This window comes from Rhizocola hellebori (assembly GCF_016862955.1).
Taxonomy (GTDB): Bacteria; Actinomycetota; Actinomycetes; order Mycobacteriales; family Micromonosporaceae; genus Rhizocola; species Rhizocola hellebori.
In genome coordinates this window covers 96,803-114,319 of sequence record NZ_BONY01000017.1, presented here as the reverse complement: position 1 = coordinate 114,319, position 17,517 = coordinate 96,803, and the positions used below count along the sequence as shown (strand labels likewise).

Below are 17,517 nucleotides of genomic sequence, written 5' to 3'. Positions count from 1 at the left end.
CACTCTGGGCCGCCGGACGGGCGAGGAATTCGCCGTGCCGAGGGCCGGACGCACGCGGCAATGGCCGCCAGCGCGGACGATCCACGTCGCGCTGCACGGGCGAAGCCGACCGCCGTCGCCGTCTACCCAGATATCGTCGCGCCGGCATTCGTCGCCGCGTAGCTTTTTTTGGCCGCATCCGGGGCGCCAAGGCGGTCGCCATCATTGGCTGCGCCTAGCCATACTGACGAGAAGCGGCCGCGACGGGCGATGCCCGTCTTGGTTAGCGGGTGAGGATGCCGCGGACCACTTGCTCGGATAGTCGCTGTTGGAATCGGAGATCGGTGGCGTCGGCGCCGGAGATGGATCGGCCTAGCACTCCTAAAAGGACCGCGCCGAGCAGGGCGTTGGCCGCGTCTGCGATGTCGTCGACAGCGAATGCCTTGGTTTCGCGGCCGTCGGCCAGCAGCTCACGCAGCGGGGCGGCGATCCAGATGTCGTTGGCCTGCAATACGTCGTTGAGCCGGCCGGTCGTGCCGAGCGCGGTGAGCAAGCCGGCACACATCCCTGGATGGTGGCCGAGGTAGCCGGCCATGGCCGCGACCATAGCCCGCAACCGCAGCTCAGGTGGATCATCTGAGTTGATCGCGCCTTGTATCGCCGCCGCGCCACGCCGCGCGTGCGCGGTGAGCAGGAAGGTGAGCAGATCATCTCGGCCGGAGAAGTAGTAGTAAAGCGTCGCCCGCGACGCCCCGACCAGCTGCGCCACATCCTCCAGCCGCGGTGGCGGGTCGGTGAACAGCACCTGCTCGCTCGCGTCGAGCAGCCGCTCGGCGAGATCGGCTGGGGGAGTCTTCATGACGGATCAGCCTATCCATCTTGATTTAGATCCGAGTCCAGATTACAGTCTAAATCATGGTTGAAATCGCGTCCTATGGTCCGTGGGCAGCCGTCACCGGAGCCTCCTCCGGCATCGGCCGTGCCTTTGCCGAGCAGCTCGCCGCCGCCGGCCTGAACCTGGTCCTGGCAGCTCGATCGACCGACCGCCTCGAATCGCTGGGACAATCCCTGAAGGCCGCCCACGGCACCGACTATCGAGTGATCACCACCGACCTCAGCAGACCCGACGGCGCGTCAGCCGTTATCGATGCCACACAGGATCTGGACATCGGATTGCTCGTGTCCAACGCAGGCAGCGGCAGGCCCGGTCGCTATCTCGATCAAGACCTTAGTGACCTGCACCGCCGGTTCACCCTCAACGCCACCGCTCACCTTGAGCTGGTCCACGCGTTCGGCCGCCGCCTGATGGCCCGCGGCCGAGGCGGCATCGTGATCGTCTCAGCGCTGGGCGCGCAACACGGCATCCCGAACATGGCTCACGATGCCGCCGCCAAAAGCTATGCGCTGCACCTCGGCGTGGCGCTGCATTACGAGCTCGCACCCGCCGGCATCGATGTCACAGTGATGATGCCCGGCAACGTCGACACACCGATCATCGACGCGCTAGGCGTCGACCGCGCGAGCCTGCCCGTCCGCCCACAGCCCGCCGCGCGGGCAGTCCGGGAGACCTTGGCCGCACTCACCAAAAACCAGCCGATACTCATCCCCGGCAGAATGATGCGCCTGATGACCCAGCTGCTGCCGCGCACCGTCTCCATCCGCATGAACGGCAAGATGCTCGCCCAAGCCGCCAGCAACCTCGCGAAACGACAACCAGCAGCCGCCTAACGCTGCGGGAGCTCATGTCGCCGCTGTGACTGCGTCTGTCGGCGACGCGGGGATGAGCACGCGCCAATTTCGGGCACGGCGAGTATGGGCGAGCGCCGGTGTCAGGGGATCTGAGGTTCGCGTTCGTCTGGCGCCCGGTGCTGGTTGGTTGAGTCGTCGTTGGCTGCCTGAGCTGACTCTGTCTGATGAGCATGTTCAGGTTCAGCGTCCGAACGCTCGTTATTGCCGGTTTCGGTACGGGGAAGAGGCACGTCCACTGTGGTCGGCAGGCGAATGTCGAGGAGCTTGTTCGCTGCGGCGCGGCGAGCACGTTGCGCGCCCGCGGGCTCATTCGCCTGTCGCCCATCAACGCGGCAACCGAGAGCGGATCGATCTGCTGTACCGCGACACCGATAGGCCAAGCGCCGGCTGGAGATCGTCTGCCGGGACCAGGCGGCTGCTGCCGCAGCCCTGGTGGCGGCGGGCCACCATCCACATACCGCACCGGACGACACGCTCACCTTGGCCAGCGAGCATGCCGTCGCCTTCCCGGATGAGATCGCCACCGTGCTTGTCCGGGCCGGCACGGCACCGCTTCATCTCACCGTTGCCGAGGAAGACCTGGAGTCGCTTTTGCGCCTGGTAGGTCAGGGGGCCACCGCATGAACGCCGCGCCTTACGCCGAAATGGTCAAGCTGCGCCGGTCCCGGCTGCCGGCTGTGCGGCGAGTCTGGGCCGCGGCTATCTAGCCGCGATCGGCACCTTGTTCGCCGCCATTTTCACGGCGCAGATCGTGGCCGCCCTCGGATACGGACCATGGTTTGCGTTCTCGGTGCCTGCCCTATACGCCGGGATCGCCGGTGACGGCCAACCCGGCCCTGCCGCGATCGGATACCTCAGTGTGGGGGCCGTGGCGGCGGTGAGCGTAGCGGTGACGGTGGTGGTGGCTGCACACTGATCACACGCGCTAGCCACCGAATGCCAGCGTGTGCGCTCCGGGAAGTCCGGTCGGCAAAGTAGCCGTTGCTGTCCATTGCCGGGAGCACACAGGCCGCCGTCAGTGGCGCAGCGGTGCCGTGGCGAATTCGGTGATGCCTTCGGCGAAGCCGACTTCGGCGGTGAAGCCGAGCTCCTTTTGCGCCAGTGCGGGCGAGGCGGTGACGTGGCGTACGTCGCCGCCGCGGTAGGCGCCGGTGACATGCGGCTGCGGGCCGCCGGTAGCGGCGGCTAAGGCGGTGGCCATGTCCAGGATGGTGTGGGGGTGACCGGTAGCAATGTTGTACGCGTTCATGGTTGCGGGTGAGCAATCGGCTTGCAGCGCGAGCAGATTGGCTTTGGCGACATCGTGGACGTGGATGAAGTCGCGCCGCTGGCCGCCGTCTTCGAACACCTGCGGCGCTTGGCCGCTTTCCAACGATGATCGGAAGATGGCGGCGACACCGGCGTAGGGCGTGTCGCGCGGCATGTGAGGGCCGTACACGTTGTGGTAGCGGAGAGCGATTGCGCTGCCGCCGGTGGCCCGGGCCCACGCACCGGCGAGGTGTTCCTGGGCGAGTTTGGTGGCGGCGTAGACGCTGCGCGGCTCTAGCGGTGCGGATTCGTCGACGAGGGACGGTCGCATCTGCGCCGTGCACAGTGGGCAACCCGGTTCGAAGCGGCCGGCCTTGAGGTCGGCCTCGGTTCGGGCGGTGGGGCGTTGGCTGCCGTGTTCGTCGCAGGTGTAGGCGCCCTCGCCGTAGACCACCATGGAGCTGGCCAGTACGAGACGATCGACTTTAGCTGCTGTCATTTCGGCGAGTACCACCGCCGTGCCAAGGTCGTTGCAGGAGGCGTATTCGGGAGCGTCGTTCATGTCGACGCCCATGCCGACCATCGCTGCTTGATGGCAGACGGCATCGACACCGCGAAGGGCGGTGCGCACGGTTTGCCGGTCTCTGATGTCGCCCAGGGTCCATTCCTGCCCGGACGATGTTGACTGGCGATGAGCGGCGGGATGCAGGCAGTCCAGGCCGGTCACCTCGTGGCCGTTTTCCCGCAGGGTCGAGATGATGTGCCCGCCGATGAAGCCCGCTGAGCCGGTGACAAGAATGCGCACATTGGAAACACTATCGGGTATCCAGTGAGGCGGGCCGATCCGTAAGGGTGTCGTAAGGATCATTGGTGGTGGCGCGGCTCTACGGTGAGAGCCGTGATTGATGTGGTGCTGCCCTGCCTTGACGAGGCGCAGGCGCTGCCGTGGGTGTTGGCGCGGCTGCCGGCGGGCTTTCGGGCGATCGTCGCCGACAACGGGTCGGTGGATGGCTCAGCCGAAGTCGCCGAAGCGCATGGTGCGAAGGTGATTCACGTCCCGCAGCGTGGATTTGGTGCGGCTGCCCATGCTGGGCTGTGCGCGGCGCAGACGGACGTCGTGTGCTTCTTGGACGCTGACGGGTCGCTGGATCCGGCGCAGCTGCCGAGGGTGACCGATCCCGTCGTCGCAGGGCAGGCCGATCTGGTGCTAGGTCGCCGTCGGCCGACGTCTCGCGACGCGTGGCCTCCACACGCGCGTCTAGGTAACGCTGTTTTGGCGCGGCGGCTACGTGCGGCCGCCGATGTGACGGTGCACGATCTCGGGCCGATGCGGGCGGCAAGGCGGGAAGCCTTGCTGGGATTGGGGATGCGGGACAGGCGTTTCGGCTATCCGCTGGAGATGGTGCTGTTGGCGGGTAGGGGCGGGTGGCGTGTTCAGGAGGTCGATGTGGACTATGCGCCGCGCATGGCCGGTACCAAATCAAAAGTCACCGGAACGATGAGGGGAACCCTGCGGGCTGTGAGGGACATGTCCAAGGTGCTCGTGTCGTGAACACGCAAATTGTGGTGGTGGCCAAAGAGCCGATGCCTGGCAGCGTCAAAACGCGGCTCTGCCCGCCGTGCACTCCGGAACAGGCGGCGTTGCTTGCTGAGGCGGCCCTTACGGACACCCTCGCCGTTGCGGGCGCTACGCCGGCGGGCAGGAGGGTGTTGCTTCTGCACGGCGACTATCGGCCGCCGCCCGGATGGGATGTGGTGGCCCAGCGCGGCGAAGGTCTGGGCGTGAGGCTGGCCAACGGATTCGCCGACACCGCGGCTGTCGGCTTGGCCACGTTGCTCATCGGGATGGACACCCCGCAGGTGACGGCCGACTTGCTTGGCGAGGTCGCCGATGGTCTGTCCTCGGCCGACGCGGTGCTTTGCGCGGCTGAGGATGGCGGCTGGTGGGCACTCGCGCTTCGCGACGCACGTGCCGCCGTTGTGTTGCAATGGGTGCCCATGTCGCAGCCCGATACCGGCAAGCTCACCTTCGAAGCGCTGACGAGTCAAGGGCTTCGGGTGCACTGGGGTCCTGTCATCCGCGACGTGGACACTGCCGATGACTTGAGCAAGGTCGCGGCCTTGTGTCCCGGTGGAGGGTTTGCGGCTGCGGTCAGTGCGCTGGGGATGGGATGAAACCGGCTCTGGCCACCTATGGTGCGGCGTTGCGCCAGGCGGCGTCCGGAGAGGCGACCCCGGTCGATCTCCTCGCGCCAGGTGGACTCAGTGTCGTGCAGATGGACGCTGCCCACTGGTGCTCCGATCGGCGCCCCGGTGACGAATCCCTGCTCGACACCTGCACCGGTTCCACGCTGGATGTCGGTTGCGGGCCGGGCCGCCTGGTCATCGCCCTTGCGCAGCGAGGAGTGCCTGCGTTGGGCATAGACATCAGCGGCGAGGCGGTCGCCCAAGCGCAGCATCGCGGTGCGGCGGTTCGATTGTGTGACGTCTTTTCCGAGGTACCCGACGAGGGCTGGTGGGCGCACGTGTTGCTCGCCGACGGCAACATCGGGATCGGGGGCGACCCTGCCGCATTGTTGCGCCGTTGCGCCAGGCTGCTGCGCCCGCGTGGAACCCTCGTCGCGGAGCTCGGGTCGCCGGGCTCGGGAACATGGCGCAGGCCGGTGCGCATGCGGCACAACGGAAAGGACAGCGCGCCGTTCTGGTGGGCCGCCGTCGCCGCCGAGGACCTGTGCCAGGTCGCCGAACAGGCAGCGCTGGAGATTGTTGCGCAGTGGACAGCGGCCGGGCGCTGGTTCGCCCGCCTATCCACCTGAGACTAGGAGCACGTGCGATGCGTCCAGAAACCGCGGTCATCGGTGGGTCAGGGCTTTACGAGCTGTTTGACGAGGTTCACGGTGAGTTCAAACCCGACACGCCTTATGGTGAGCCGTCGGCGCCGGTCACGGTGGCACGTGTCGGTGGCAAGGAGGTCGCTTTCCTGCCCCGCCACGGTGCCGGTCACCGCTATCCGGCGCATCGCATCCCTTACCGGGCCAACATGTGGGCGTTGCGGTCCTTGGGCTGCCGCCAGATTCTCGCTCCGTGCGCGGTCGGCGGGCTGCAACCCCGCCTTCAGGCGGGCACCTTCGTGCTGCCTGACCAGCTGATCGATCACACCAGCGGCCGTGAGCACACCTTCTACGACACCGGCGCGGTGCACATCAACTTCGCCGACCCGTACTGCCCGCGACTTCGAAAGTCCATTTTGGAGACCGCGAACGTCGCGGGCCAATCCTTGACCGACGGCGGAGCGATGGTGGTCATCAACGGGCCTAGATTCTCCACGCGTGCCGAGTCGCGCGGTTATGCAGTACAGGGCAGCACTGTCATCAATATGACCGGTGCCCCGGAAGCGGTGCTGGCGCGTGAAATGGCGATGTGTTACGCCGCCATTGCTTTGGTGACTGACCTCGACGCCGGGGTGCAAGGCGATCGGGGAGTGACCCAGGACGAAGTGTTCCGGGTCTTCGCCTCCAATACCGAACGGATGCGGCAGCTGCTGATGGCCGCGGTGGGCGCGCTGGGGACAGGGCCGGATGCTCGTGCGGCTCGGCATTGGACGGGATGAGCCTGCCTTTCGAGCTGCCATGAAGCATCTGCGTTCGGTCTCGGCATTGGCGTGTGTGGCACTGCTGACGGTGTGTGTCTGGTGGCTGGTGCATCCCGCACCGTGGCAGGGCAGCATCGGGTGGTACGTGTTTATGGCCGGTGCCTGGCTGCTTTTCGGTACGGCCTGCTGGCTCATCCGCAAAGTGCCACGCCGCGCCGCAGCGACCCTGATCGTGGTGGGAGGGATCGCTTTGCCGTTGGCTGCTGGATTCGCGCCACCGCGCACCAGCGACGACCTTTACCGCTATTTGTGGGACGGTCGTGTCCAAACCTCCGGCGTCGATCCGTATCGGCATGTTCCAGCCGCCACGGAGCTTGCCGGTCTGCGCGACGATTTCCTGTGGCCGCAGCACTCCGCGTGGTGTGTGGCACCCGGAAGCGGCCTGATGCCGGGCTGCACTATGATCAACCGGCCGGTGGTCAACACCATCTACCCACCCGTTGCCCAGGCCTACTTCGCCAGCGTGGCAATGCTTTCGCCGGAAGGGTCAAGAGAACGGCCCATCCAGCTCGCGTCAGCGCTGTTCGCTGTGGCGACGACGATCCTGCTCTTGCTCGCTTTGCCGCGAGCCGGCGGAGATCCGCGCTGGGCCGCGCTGTGGGCGTGGTGCCCGCTGGTCGCGCTGGAAGCCGGCAACAACGCACACCTGGACGTGGTAGGCGCTTTCCTTGTCGCGTCAGCGCTTCTCGTCGCAGCGCAGGCCCGATCGTGGCGTGGCACGGCCGCAGGAGCAGTCCTGTTCGGGCTGGCCATCGCCGCCAAGATCACGCCGGTGCTAATTGGGCCTTCGCTGCTACGCCGCCGCCCGCTCACCGTCATCGCCGCAGCCGGTGCCACCCTCGCCGCCGTATATCTGCCCTATGTACTAGCGACCGGCCCGGGAGTGCTGGGCTATCTACCCGGATACCTCAGCGAGGAGGGCTACCGCGGCGGGACCCGCTTCGCCTTGCTGGCCCCGATTCTGCCGCCCACCGCCGCCACCGCGGCCGCGGCTCTGATCCTGCTCGCCGCCGCACTGATCTGCTACTGGAAGACCGATCCGGCGCGACCCTGGGACACCGCGACAGTGTTAACCGGCGTGTTCCTTCTCGTCAGCACCCCCGCCTACTCCTGGTACGCCATACTTCTGGTGGTGATGGTGGCGTTGAGCGGTCGGGTCGAGTGGCTGGCCGTCGCGTTGGCGGGCTACGTGGCGCAATACTCGAGCAACCTTCATCTCCACGGCACGCACGCGCAGCAGGTCGGCTACGGTGTCGCGGCCCTGATGGTCGCGGCAGTGTTTGCCGTGCGTGCTGCCGCACGGTGGCAGATCCGCCTTGCCGCCCCCGGATTGTCTTGATTGCCATGGCCAGACGGTTCACCTCGCTTCTGCGTAGCCCCAAACTCACCAGCCAACTCGGTGTCACCCTTGGCATTGCCATCGGTATTTGCTTTGTCACCGGCTATCTGAGCCACGCCATCCAGCAGCCGCCGTGGTGGTTCGCGTGGCCGTCGCGTCCGGTGAACCTCTACCGGGTGACACAAGGTTTGCATGTGGCGACCGGGCTTGCGTTGGCGCCGTTGCTGTCGGTGAAGCTGTGGTCGGTGTACCCGAAGCTGTTCCGGTGGCCGTCGTTGCGCGATCCGGTGCACGCTTTGGAAAGGGTGAGTCTGGCGGTGCTGGTCGCCACGGCCCTGTTCCAGGTGTTTTCCGGGATCCTGAACATTTTTCGCTGGTACCAGCCGATGAGCTTCTTCTTCACCAGAGCGCACTATTGGACGGCGTGGGCTCTGGCCGGCTCTGTTCTGGTCCATCTTGGTGTCAAGCTCCCCATCGTTCGTCGCGCGTTGAGCACCTCGCCGCGCCGCGAACCGGTCTCCGGTGGGCTGAGCCGCCGCGGATTGCTCGCCTCGGTGGCGGCCGCCACGGGTGTGATCACACTGGCCACCGTAGGCCAGACCGTCCGGCCTCTGGCGAGTGTGTCATTGCTGGCGCCACGTGACCCGCGCATCGGCCCGCAAGGGCTGCCGGTCAACAAATCGGCCGTCAGCGCCGGAGTCGTCGCCATGGCCACCGATCCCGGCTACCGGCTCGAACTGGCCGGCCCCGCAGGCGTCCGGACGTTCAGCCTCGCCGACCTGAACGCGTTGCCGCAACACACTTCACAACTTCCCATCACCTGTGTCGAGGGATGGAGCGCCAACGCGCTCTGGTCCGGAGTGAGAATCGCCGACCTCGTAGCCGCAGCCGGAGGCGACGACACCTACCAGGTCTACGTCGTGTCCATGCAGCAGGGCGCGTACAGCCAGTCCACGCTCGCACCACCGCACGCACGCGACCCGCTCACGCTGCTCGCCCTACGGCTGCACGGCGAACCGCTGCACCTCGACCACGGCTACCCGTGCCGGCTCATCGCCCCCAACCGCCCAGGCGTCATGCAAACCAAATGGGTGCAGCGCCTCGTCGTAGAGAGACCAACGTGAGCCGCCAGCCGACCTGGATGACGTGGACCCGGCGAGGCCTGGTGGCACTCGGCCTCATCGCGCTGCTCTACGCCGGCGTCGGGGTGCTGACCGAGGAAGACAACCTCTTCAACTACATACGTTTCCTTATCCTTTCGCTCGTCGGTCACGAGCTTGTCCTCATGCCCATCTTCATCGGCGTCGGTGTCCTCGTCGTAAAGCTGGTTCCGCGTACCGCCCGCCCGATAGTCCAAGCCGCCCTGTTGACCACGGCCGCAGTCGTGATCATCGCGCTGCCCGCTGTCACCGGCCACGGCCGCAGCTCCGACCTGCCCTCCGCGCTGCCGCGCGACTATCCGCGCGGCCTGCTGATAGTCGTCGGATGTATCTGGGCCACCGCAATGGCCGTGCTACTGATTCGCGCAATCCGCCGCGGCCGCAGGCCAGTCGAAGAGGGTTAGCACTGACGAGAGCCTATTTGTGCGGCGTGACCTGGGCGTCGAGAGCGGCCGCTGGTAAGCACCCCGTAATGTCTGCATTGCCGGGTTGGCTCTAGTCTGAGGGGTAGCTCGTTCTGTGAGGGGTGATGAGCAGTGACAACCGAGACCAGCTCGCCGGCGGAAGAACTCGTCACGAAGGTGCTCCTGGCAGGGGTCGGCGCCTCCGAAATCTCCAACGTCTATCTTGGTCATACGCTCGGCCTTTACCGGACACTCGCTGACATCGGCCCCGCGTCAAGCATCGAGCTTGCGGAGGCATCTGGTTGCGACGAGCGGTACGTCCGGGAATGGCTTCAGGCGCAAGCGGTCACGGGGTTCGTCGCGGTCGAAGGAACTGACCCGGCGACGGCGTCGTTCACTCTGGCGGAGGGCGGCCGTGAAGTGTTCGTCGACGAGCTGTCGCCCTTCTACCTTGCTCCCCTCAGCCAGGCGATCGCCGGTGTCGGGGCCGTGCTTGAACGGCTCGCCGCGGCCTTCCGTACCGGGGAAGGGGTGCCCTACTCGGCCTACCCGGGAGGGGTCTCCGCGCAGGCGGCTCTGAACCGGCCCGCCTTCGCCAACGAGCTCATCCCCGCCTGGCTGCCCGCGATCCCCGGCCTTACCGAGCGGCTTGACGGAGGCGCGCGCGTGGCCGACTTCGGTTGCGGCTCCGGCTGGTCGTCGGTCGAGCTGGCCAAGGCGTACCCAAAAATCACCGTAAGTGGCTATGACGCCGACGCTGCATCCATTGCGGCTGCGCGGGCCAACGCTCAGGCGGCGGGGGTGTCGGGCCGGGTTACCTTCCATGAACACGACCTTGCCCAGCCGGTCCAGGGCAGCTACGACGTGATCTTCCTGTTCGAGTGTGTGCACGACTTTGGCTATCCGCAGAAGGTGCTGAGCACCGCGCGCGGGGCACTGGCCGGCGGCGGTGCAGTCATCGTCATGGATGAGGCAACCGACGAGACCTTGGTGTCGCCGACCGATGACCCGGTCCAGAGGTTCTTCGCCAATGTCAGCCCGCTGTGGTGCCTGCCCCAGGGCCGCGACAAACCAGATATGGATCCCGTCGGTACCGTGATGCGGCCGTCGCAGTTGCAGGCGCTGGCTACCGCGAGCGGCTTTGGCTCAAGCAGGATTCTTGATATCGAGCACCCGTTCTTCCGCTTCTACCAGTTGAACGCCTAGCAGTACTAGCTCTGTGTCGTGGGTCCGGGCATGAACTTCGGCGCCTGCTTGTCGGCGAGGAAGTCGAGGATGAGCCGGGCGACGAGTTCGGGCTTTTCCAGCGGCAGGCCGTGTGAGGATCCGGGCACGATGGCTAGCTGGCCGTCGGGGACGGCGGCGCGCATGGCTTCCAGATGCTCGACCGTGACCAGGTCGTCGTCGCCTGCCATCACAAGTGTCGGTGCGGTGATGCGGGTTAGGTCAGCCAGAGTTTGGGGTGTATCGATGATGGCTCGGGCGAGCTTGTCGAAGACCACCTGAAAGTGGTCTCGTCCGTCGGGTGACAGCCTCGCGTACTCGTCGGTCAGGAACGGCGGGACATGTTGCACGGTCATGTTTTCGGTCATGGCCTTCGCCCACGGCTTGGCACCGCTGATGTTGACCGCTGTCCCGATCAGCACCAGTTTGCGGACAAGGTCCGGGCGGCGCATGGCGGTGATCATTGCGACGTTGGCGCCGTCGCTCCAGCCGACGAGGTGGGCTGGACCGATGCCGAGGGCTTCGAGGAAGGCGATGGTGTCGTCGGCCATGATCTCGTAGGTGATCGGGCCTTCGGGGTCGGGCATGCGTCCGTGTCCGCGCCGCTCGGGGCTGAAAACCCGGTACCGTTCGGTGAACTGCGGGGTGAAGGCGGCGAACGTGTTCACCGAACAGAAGCCGCCGTGCAGCATGACGAGTGAGTCTCCGCGACCCTGCGCCTCGTAGTAGGTGGGCAAGCCTGCGGTGTCGGCATAGCCTTTGAATTCGGCGGTATCAAGGGAATTTGTCACGGTAGGCCTCCGGCGGCGTGGGTTGGTGATAGATCCACCGTAGGAAGGCGTGGCGGTACACCGCATGAGGTGTATTACCCATATCTGGGGTACGGGTCCATCACGTCATGATCGAAGCCGGGTTTACGCTTGCCTCATGCCGAGTGCGCCGACGCAGGGTGTTCGGGTCGCTGAGCTGGTGGCGACCTTGTCCTACGCCGCCGACCTGGGACTGGGGCAGCCGATGGCGCACTGCATGCGCCAGACCGTCATCGCCTTGCGCCTTGCCGAGCTGGCGGGAGCCACGCCAGGCGAACGCAGCGCCACCTACTATCTCGGGCTGATGTTCAACGCCTACTGCCACGCTGATGCAGCCGAGCAGGCGAGCTGGTTCGGCGACGACATCGCCTTCAAGTCCGACACCTTCGACTTGCTGGGCATGAACACCGCACAGATCATCTCCTTTCTTGTACGCCGCGTCGGCGGGCATGGCAGCGGTCTACAGCGGGCCCGCCGGCTGGCCGGGTTCCCTCGGTCGAGCATGAAGAAGGTGACCGAATTCCTTAACACCCACTCGCGTCTGGGTGCCCAGTTCGCCGAGCAGATCGGGCTCGACGAGATAGCCGTGCGGTCGTTTCGGCACGGGTACGCCCAATGGGACGGCAAAGGTGTTCCGCGTGGTCTGGCCGGGGCGTCAATAACGCTGCCGGCCCGCCTCGTTCAGGTGGCCGGACCTGTTGAGGTCTATGCTCGCCGGTACGGCGTCGACGGTGCCCGTAAAGCGGCCGTGCGGCATCGAGGTGCCGATTTCGATCCGGCCATTGTGGACCTGTTCTGCACCAACGCATCCGCCATCCTGGACGGGCTTGACGAAGCCTCGGAGTGGGATGCCATCCTCGACGCCGAGCCCAGCCTGTCGCCAATGGTCGATGGCAGCGACCTCGACTCTGTGTTGGAGGCGATGGCAGACCTGGCCGACTTGAAATCGCCTCACTTCGCCGGGCGTTCGCGTGGTGTGGCCAATCTCGCCGCTGAGGCAGCGCGGCTGTGGCGAATGTCCGAGGCGGACATTCTTACCGTCCGCCGCGCCGGTCTTCTCCACGATCTGGGCCGGCTGGGTGTGTCCAACGCGATCTGGGACAAGCCCGGCCCGTTGAGCGCATCCGAACGCGAACACGTGCGCATCCACCCGTACCTCACCGAACGGATGCTGGCCGGTGTCAGCGCGCTGACCGCCAGCTGTGAGGTCGCGGGCCGCCATCACGAACGGCTCGACGGCTCCGGCTATCCGCGTGGCCTGACCGCGACGTCGCTGCGGCCGCTCGATCGGCTATTGGCCGTCGCCGATGTCTACCACGCCATGTCCGAGCCACGCCCGTACCGGCTGGCAATTCCACCCGAGCAGGCAGCCGCCGAGCTGGCAGCTGAGGTGCGGGCCGGCCGGCTCGACGGAGACGCCGTTGCAGCAGTGCTGAAAGCGGCCGGTAAGCGAAGCACCGCACGGCGAGCCTGGCCCAACGGCCTGACCGCCCGCGAGGTCGAAGTGCTGGGACTGCTCGCACGCGGCCGCACCAACAAACAGATCGCCGACCTGCTCACCGTGACACCCAAAACGGTGGCCAACCACACCGAGCACATCTACACCAAAATCGGAGTATCGAGCCGGGCCGCGGCGACATTGTTCGCGTCGCAGCACGGCTTGGTGGGCGCCTTCGAAGCCGAAGACCGCTAGCGGTATTCGGGATTGGCGAAGTCGAATCGCGCACCAGCATCCCAGGCGCTGCGCTGATTGCCGTACGCGGGAATGCCTCCGGCGTCCTTGAGCATTCGGGCCAGATGCATCAGATTCCAGGTCATAAACGTCGTGTTTCGGTTGGTGAAGTCGTTTGCTGGCCCGCCGGACCCTGGGTCCAGATAGGACGGACCCGGCCCGGCCTCACCGATCCAGCCGGCGTCGGCCTGCGGCGGGATGGTGTAGCCCAGGTGCTGCAGGCTGTAGAGAATGTTCATCGCGCAGTGCTTGACGCCATCTTCGTTCCCGGTAATCAGACACCCACCCACGCGACCGTAGTAGGCGTACTGACCGGCGTCATTGAGAAGCGAGGAGCATGAATACAGCCGCTCGATGACGCGTTTCATCACCGAGCTGTTGTCGCCCAGCCAGATCGGACCAGCCAGGACAAGGATGTCGGCTGCTTGGACCCGCTCGTACAACGCCGGCCACTCGTCGCTCGCCCAGCCATGTTCGGTCATGTCCGGCCACACCCCGGTGGCGAGGTCGTGATCGATGGCGCGGACAACTTCCACATGCACACCATGCTTTTCCATGATGGACCGGCTGATGTCGACCAGGCCGCCGGTGTGGGTCAACTCGGGTGACCGCTTGAGGGTGCAGTTGATGAACAACGCGCTCAGGTCGTCGAAGCGGGCCGTGAAGCCTGTCATGTTCTCTCCATCTCCCGCCATTGTGGAGGGTTCGGTTGACGCCATCCATCATCACCCGTCACGCCGCACCGATGCGCAGGCCGGGTTATTACCATCCGATGACGTTGGAGGCGAATGACGCCTCCAAGGTCCTAGGCTGTGTGAGCGAAAGCCCTTCCGACGACCAACGGAGGTCTACCAATGTCGACTGCAAGCCGAAGCTTCAACGACGCGAACGAGGTACGAACCCCACCCAACGCCCAGGTGGACGTGGTACAGCTGGGCGAGGTCAAGGTTGCCCGGTTCACGCTGCAGCCGGGCTGGCGCTGGTCACTTTCAGTCAAGCCCATCGTCGGGACAGAAACCTGCCAAGCCAGGCACATTGGCGCGGTCGTCGCAGGGCACATGCGGGTCGAACACGCCGACGGGACCAAGCTTGAGCTCGGGCCAGGCGACGCGTATCTCATCGAACCGGGCCACGACGCCTGGGTCGAAGGTACCGACGTATTCATCGGCTACGAATTCGACGGCGCGACCGCGGCCACCTTTGCGGCAGATTCCGAAAGCTAGTCTTTTACTTCGCATCGCTGGACTGGACGGGTCACCGCTGCGCGGCATATGCCTCACGTGCGGCGGCGTCCCAGTTTCCGGTGCAGTAGTGCACGACTTCGAGGATGCGTCCATTGGCGACGGTCACCAAGGACAGGGTCCGGTAGTACTGATCGGCGTGGGCGTGATGCAACTCGACGACGAATCCGCGAGGTGTCGGTTCGGCGCGGTCCACGACGACCTGCCAAGGTCCGGGGCCGGCCGCGTGGCGCTGCTGCGCGATGGCGGCCGGGCCGCGCGAGGAGAATCGCCATGATGGCACGTTGAAGTCGATGACCGCGTCGGTGGCGAAGACGTCCGGGCGCAACTGCCCGGTCTGCAGAAACTCGACGAATTCGGTGAGCATCGGGCAAATGGTTACCGCTGTGCTGGTCATGGCAGCTCCTCGAAGGCGAGTGCAGGCCAGCGGTGTGCCCACGGCTGGGCGCGTTCGAGCTGGCCGGCAAGGGAAAACAGCATGGCGTCGGCGCCGACGCGCGTCAGAGCGTGCACACCGATCGGCAGGCCTTGCGGCGCTTCGGGTGTGGGCTCGGTCCAGTGCATCGGCACCGACATGGCCGGCGCACCGGTGATGTTCGCGACGATCGCCGGGAAGGCCACGAAGGGCCCGCCCACGCGCGCCGACCGCCACGGGTCGTCCGGGCTGGAAACCATGGCGCCCAACGGCAAAGGTGGCGAGGCGAGAGTCGGCGTGAGCCAGACGTCGTACCGGGTGAAGAAACCTGCGACAGCACGAGCGAATGCCTGCAGATCCATGATAGCCATCAGATAGGCGCCCGCGGTGACCGACTTGCTTTGTTGCCACATGGCCCAGGTGTTGGGCTCCAGCTCGTCCACATCGGGCTCGCGTCCCACGATTCGGGTCCAATACTCGACAACCCAGGTGACGACCGCGCCGTAGCTGACGCCGATCGCGTGGCCCACGGAATCGTCAAGGCCGGGCAGATCCTCCTCGGCCACCTCGTGCCCAAGCGAGGCAAGCAGAGCGACAGTGTTATCCAGGGCCGCAACGCATTCGGGATGGGCCTGTTGTCCGTCGGGCGTGCGGGTCGTGTACGCGACGCGCAGGCGACCCGGATCGCGGTCGACCGCGGCGGCGAAGCCGTCGACCGGCGCCGGCCAGGACGGGTAAGGGTCGCCTAGCGCGGGACCGGAGGTGGCATCGAGTAATGCGGCACTGTCGCGCACCGATCGGGTCAGGGCGTGCTCGACGGCGAATCCGGCCGCTACGTCGCCGTATTGCGGGCCGACCGGATTGCGCGCCCGGCTGGGCTTGAATCCGAAAAGCCCGCAGGCCGAAGCGGGGAAGCGGATCGACCCGCCCAGGTCGTTGCCGTGGGCAAAAGGCACCATTCCTGCGGCCACGGCGGCCGCGGACCCGCCTGAAGATCCGCTGGTCGTTCGGGTCACGTCCCACGGATTTCGGGTCGCCCCGTGCAGAAGCGGCTCGGTCGTAGGCTGCATACCGAATTCGGGCGTGTTCGTCTTGCCGCAGATCACCAAGCCGGCACTTCGCAGACGTCTTGTCAGCTCCTGATCGTGACGGGATACGTTGCCCGCCAGAAAGCGCGAACCTTCACTGAAACGCACTCCGTCGGCCTCGATCGCGAGATCCTTGAGGAGGTACGGCACGCCGGTGAACGGCCCGTGCGGCAGGCCTGCGGCGGCCTGTGCCCGAGCCAGGTCGAACGTTGGCGTGATGACCGCGTTGAGGAGCGGGTTGAGCCGCTCGATCCGCTCGATGGCCGCCTCCACCAATTCCGTGGCAGTGATCTGTCCGGAGTGGACCAATCCGGCCTGGTCTGTGGCATCCAGCCGGGCGATCGCGTCGGCGTCGCGGCGGGGCAGGGTCGCGGTCATGGCCGCGCCGCCAAGATGATGTTGAATGGTGCGGCGTCGGCCGCGATCCGTTCCACCCGCTCAAATCCGGCTGCCGCGGCGACTTCACGAAGTTTGGCCTCGCCAGCCATGGCGCCGAGTGCCGCACCGACCGGCTGCGACAGCGAGGAAGGTGTGCACGCCATCGTGGAGATGGCGTATCCGATTCGGGCGTAAGGATTGCTGAAGTCGTCCTCGAAACGGTCGGCCGCAAGAGGTTCGATGATCAGCACGGTTCCACTGGGTGCCACGACGCGCTGCGCTTCTTTCAGGGCGCCGACCGGGTCGCCCATGTCGTGCAGCGAGTCGGTGAAAACCGCGACGTCCCAACCACTTCCGGGAAGCGAGCTGGCGTCGGCGACCTCAAAGGTGACCCGCTGCGCCAAACCGGCCTCAGCGGCAGCCTTCCGCGCGTGCGCTACCGAACCATCATCGGAATCCACGCCGGTCAATTTTGCTTGTGGGTACCCGGAAGCGATGACCAACGTGGAAACACCGTAGCCACAACCGATGTCGAGCACGCTTCCCCCGGCGCGCAGGGCCACGTCGACGCCGTCGGCGGCGGGCAGCCACGCCTTGGCCAGACTCGCCTCGTACATCGGGCGGGTGAAGCGTTCCTGGGCGGCGGACAGTGCAGGGTGGTGGTCGCCCCAGCTCAGCCCGGCGCCGGTGCGGAACAGGTCCTCGATGCGGTCCAGGTCGGCCCACAAACCGATGAAGCCCGAGAAGACGCCGATCATCGAGGCGGGGGAGTCGTCGGTGGCCAGCACCGCCGCCATCTCACCTGACAAGGTGAATGTCTGCGCGCCCGGGTCGTAGTCGAGATATCCCGCGACCGACACTGCGCGCAGCCACTCTCGCAGGTAGCGCTCGTGCAGGCCGGTGCGCTCGGCCAGCCCGGCAGGCGTGACCGGGCCGCTGCTCGCCAGCGCTGCCCACAGCCCGAGCCGGTCGCCCAGGACCATGAGCGGGCCGGTCACGCCAACACCCAGCTCAGCGAAGGTCTTACCCGCCGCGGCCTCGAGCTTGGCCGGATCCAGCGTCGTCATGTCGATCATTGGTGGTCACCCCATCTGTCGTA

General features: G+C 66.2%; 19 protein-coding genes and 1 pseudogene. 13 read left to right on the top strand and 7 right to left on the bottom strand.

Annotated elements, in window-relative coordinates; all coding sequences use genetic code 11:
* Positions 1 to 262: 262 nt before the first annotated feature.
* Positions 263 to 838 carry a TetR/AcrR family transcriptional regulator gene (locus tag Rhe02_RS16380; RefSeq protein WP_203909093.1) on the bottom strand — a complete coding sequence of 192 codons (576 nt, stop codon included), beginning with the start codon at positions 836 to 838 and terminating at the stop codon, positions 263 to 265.
* Positions 839 to 894: 56 nt separating this feature from the next.
* Here Rhe02_RS16380 and Rhe02_RS16375 point away from each other — a divergent pair, with 56 nt between their 5' ends.
* From Rhe02_RS16375 to Rhe02_RS16365, 3 genes are all read left to right on the top strand, one after another.
* Positions 895 to 1,707 carry an SDR family NAD(P)-dependent oxidoreductase gene (locus Rhe02_RS16375; protein WP_203909092.1) on the top strand — a complete coding sequence of 271 codons (813 nt, stop codon included), beginning with the start codon at positions 895 to 897 and terminating at the stop codon, positions 1,705 to 1,707.
* A 453-nt stretch (positions 1,708 to 2,160) separates the two neighbouring features.
* Positions 2,161 to 2,352, top strand: coding sequence for a hypothetical protein (locus Rhe02_RS16370; protein ID WP_203909091.1), 192 nt, complete (start codon positions 2,161 to 2,163; stop codon positions 2,350 to 2,352).
* A gap of 97 nt (positions 2,353 to 2,449) precedes the next feature.
* The gene (locus Rhe02_RS16365) at positions 2,450 to 2,644 is read left to right on the top strand and encodes a hypothetical protein (RefSeq protein ID WP_203909090.1); all 195 of its coding nucleotides are present in this window, start codon (positions 2,450 to 2,452) and stop codon (positions 2,642 to 2,644) included.
* Between the two features lie 99 nt (positions 2,645 to 2,743).
* Here Rhe02_RS16365 and Rhe02_RS16360 read toward each other — a convergent pair whose 3' ends face one another.
* Positions 2,744 to 3,781 (bottom strand): NAD-dependent epimerase/dehydratase family protein, encoded by a 1,038-nt coding sequence (locus tag Rhe02_RS16360; protein WP_203909089.1) that lies wholly within the window; start codon positions 3,779 to 3,781, stop codon positions 2,744 to 2,746.
* Between the two features lie 93 nt (positions 3,782 to 3,874).
* On the opposite strand from Rhe02_RS16360, the gene Rhe02_RS16355 reads away from it, so the two are divergent.
* From Rhe02_RS16355 to Rhe02_RS16320, 8 genes and pseudogenes are all read left to right on the top strand, one after another.
* The gene (locus Rhe02_RS16355; protein WP_373320639.1) at positions 3,875 to 4,528 is read left to right on the top strand and encodes a glycosyltransferase family 2 protein; all 654 of its coding nucleotides are present in this window, start codon (positions 3,875 to 3,877) and stop codon (positions 4,526 to 4,528) included.
* On the top strand, positions 4,525 to 5,151 hold the full coding sequence (locus Rhe02_RS16350; protein WP_239123866.1) for a TIGR04282 family arsenosugar biosynthesis glycosyltransferase: 627 nt from the start codon (positions 4,525 to 4,527) through the stop codon (positions 5,149 to 5,151). The genes Rhe02_RS16355 and Rhe02_RS16350 overlap by 4 nt, the downstream gene beginning before the upstream one ends.
* A complete protein-coding gene (locus Rhe02_RS16345; RefSeq protein ID WP_203909087.1) occupies positions 5,148 to 5,792 on the top strand; it encodes a class I SAM-dependent methyltransferase in 645 nt (214 codons plus the stop codon). The genes Rhe02_RS16350 and Rhe02_RS16345 overlap by 4 nt, the downstream gene beginning before the upstream one ends.
* Before the next feature lie 17 nt (positions 5,793 to 5,809).
* Positions 5,810 to 6,609, top strand: a pseudogene (locus Rhe02_RS16340) (S-methyl-5'-thioadenosine phosphorylase).
* Positions 6,606 to 7,967 (top strand): MptA/MptB family glycosyltransferase, encoded by a 1,362-nt coding sequence (locus Rhe02_RS16335; RefSeq protein WP_203909085.1) that lies wholly within the window; start codon positions 6,606 to 6,608, stop codon positions 7,965 to 7,967. Before Rhe02_RS16340 ends, Rhe02_RS16335 begins: the two are co-directional and overlap by 4 nt.
* A gap of 5 nt (positions 7,968 to 7,972) precedes the next feature.
* Complete coding sequence (locus Rhe02_RS16330) at positions 7,973 to 9,091, top strand: molybdopterin-dependent oxidoreductase (RefSeq protein WP_203909084.1); 1,119 nt, start codon at positions 7,973 to 7,975, stop codon at positions 9,089 to 9,091.
* Entirely contained in the window at positions 9,088 to 9,531 is a 444-nt protein-coding gene (locus Rhe02_RS16325) for a hypothetical protein (RefSeq protein ID WP_203909083.1), read from the top strand. The genes Rhe02_RS16330 and Rhe02_RS16325 overlap by 4 nt, the downstream gene beginning before the upstream one ends.
* Positions 9,532 to 9,663: 132 nt before the next feature.
* Positions 9,664 to 10,737: a class I SAM-dependent methyltransferase gene (locus tag Rhe02_RS16320; RefSeq protein WP_203909082.1), complete on the top strand. Its 1,074-nt coding sequence runs from the start codon at positions 9,664 to 9,666 to the stop codon at positions 10,735 to 10,737.
* A 5-nt stretch (positions 10,738 to 10,742) separates the two neighbouring features.
* Here Rhe02_RS16320 and Rhe02_RS16315 read toward each other — a convergent pair whose 3' ends face one another.
* Positions 10,743 to 11,546 (bottom strand): alpha/beta fold hydrolase, encoded by an 804-nt coding sequence (locus Rhe02_RS16315; protein ID WP_203909081.1) that lies wholly within the window; start codon positions 11,544 to 11,546, stop codon positions 10,743 to 10,745.
* A gap of 136 nt (positions 11,547 to 11,682) precedes the next feature.
* Between Rhe02_RS16315 and Rhe02_RS16310 the strand changes: the two genes are divergently transcribed.
* Positions 11,683 to 13,257, top strand: a complete 1,575-nt coding sequence (locus Rhe02_RS16310; RefSeq protein WP_203909080.1) for an HD domain-containing phosphohydrolase — start codon at positions 11,683 to 11,685, stop codon at positions 13,255 to 13,257.
* Here the strand turns inward: Rhe02_RS16310 and Rhe02_RS16305 are convergent.
* Positions 13,254 to 13,970 (bottom strand): flavodoxin family protein, encoded by a 717-nt coding sequence (locus tag Rhe02_RS16305; RefSeq protein ID WP_203909079.1) that lies wholly within the window; start codon positions 13,968 to 13,970, stop codon positions 13,254 to 13,256. The two genes, Rhe02_RS16310 and Rhe02_RS16305, sit on opposite strands and share 4 nt — an antisense overlap.
* Before the next feature lie 180 nt (positions 13,971 to 14,150).
* Between Rhe02_RS16305 and Rhe02_RS16300 the strand changes: the two genes are divergently transcribed.
* Positions 14,151 to 14,519 carry a cupin domain-containing protein gene (locus Rhe02_RS16300; RefSeq protein WP_203909078.1) on the top strand — a complete coding sequence of 123 codons (369 nt, stop codon included), beginning with the start codon at positions 14,151 to 14,153 and terminating at the stop codon, positions 14,517 to 14,519.
* A 31-nt stretch (positions 14,520 to 14,550) separates the two neighbouring features.
* Here the strand turns inward: Rhe02_RS16300 and Rhe02_RS16295 are convergent, their stop codons facing one another.
* Genes Rhe02_RS16295 through Rhe02_RS16285 form a run of 3 tightly spaced genes read right to left on the bottom strand, consistent with a single transcriptional unit; the run spans position 14,551 to position 17,494 of the window.
* Positions 14,551 to 14,934, bottom strand: a complete 384-nt coding sequence (locus tag Rhe02_RS16295; protein WP_203909077.1) for a hypothetical protein — start codon at positions 14,932 to 14,934, stop codon at positions 14,551 to 14,553.
* On the bottom strand, positions 14,931 to 16,418 hold the full coding sequence (locus Rhe02_RS16290) for an amidase (RefSeq protein WP_203909076.1): 1,488 nt from the start codon (positions 16,416 to 16,418) through the stop codon (positions 14,931 to 14,933). The genes Rhe02_RS16295 and Rhe02_RS16290 overlap by 4 nt, the downstream gene beginning before the upstream one ends.
* Positions 16,415 to 17,494, bottom strand: coding sequence for a class I SAM-dependent methyltransferase (locus Rhe02_RS16285; RefSeq protein WP_203909075.1), 1,080 nt, complete (start codon positions 17,492 to 17,494; stop codon positions 16,415 to 16,417). Before Rhe02_RS16285 ends, Rhe02_RS16290 begins: the two co-directional genes overlap by 4 nt.
* Between the last annotated feature and the right edge of the window lie 23 nt (positions 17,495 to 17,517).

What these genes read in the sequence shown, in the direction of transcription:
- Rhe02_RS16345 (WP_203909087.1), top strand. Translation starts at nt 5,148, where the DNA reads ATGAAACCGGCTCTGGCCACCTATGGTGCGGCGTTGCGCCAGGCGGCG.
- Rhe02_RS16335 (WP_203909085.1), top strand. Translation starts at nt 6,606, where the DNA reads ATGAAGCATCTGCGTTCGGTCTCGGCATTGGCGTGTGTGGCACTGCTG.
- Rhe02_RS16305 (WP_203909079.1), bottom strand. Translation starts at nt 13,970, where the DNA reads ATGACAGGCTTCACGGCCCGCTTCGACGACCTGAGCGCGTTGTTCATC.
- Rhe02_RS16285 (WP_203909075.1), bottom strand. Translation starts at nt 17,494, where the DNA reads ATGATCGACATGACGACGCTGGATCCGGCCAAGCTCGAGGCCGCGGCG.
- Rhe02_RS16300 (WP_203909078.1), top strand. Translation starts at nt 14,151, where the DNA reads ATGTCGACTGCAAGCCGAAGCTTCAACGACGCGAACGAGGTACGAACC.
- Rhe02_RS16330 (WP_203909084.1), top strand. Translation starts at nt 7,973, where the DNA reads ATGGCCAGACGGTTCACCTCGCTTCTGCGTAGCCCCAAACTCACCAGC.
- Rhe02_RS16380 (WP_203909093.1), bottom strand. Translation starts at nt 838, where the DNA reads ATGAAGACTCCCCCAGCCGATCTCGCCGAGCGGCTGCTCGACGCGAGC.
- Rhe02_RS16375 (WP_203909092.1), top strand. Translation starts at nt 895, where the DNA reads ATGGTTGAAATCGCGTCCTATGGTCCGTGGGCAGCCGTCACCGGAGCC.
- Rhe02_RS16290 (WP_203909076.1), bottom strand. Translation starts at nt 16,418, where the DNA reads ATGACCGCGACCCTGCCCCGCCGCGACGCCGACGCGATCGCCCGGCTG.
- Rhe02_RS16310 (WP_203909080.1), top strand. Translation starts at nt 11,683, where the DNA reads ATGCCGAGTGCGCCGACGCAGGGTGTTCGGGTCGCTGAGCTGGTGGCG.
- Rhe02_RS16295 (WP_203909077.1), bottom strand. Translation starts at nt 14,934, where the DNA reads ATGACCAGCACAGCGGTAACCATTTGCCCGATGCTCACCGAATTCGTC.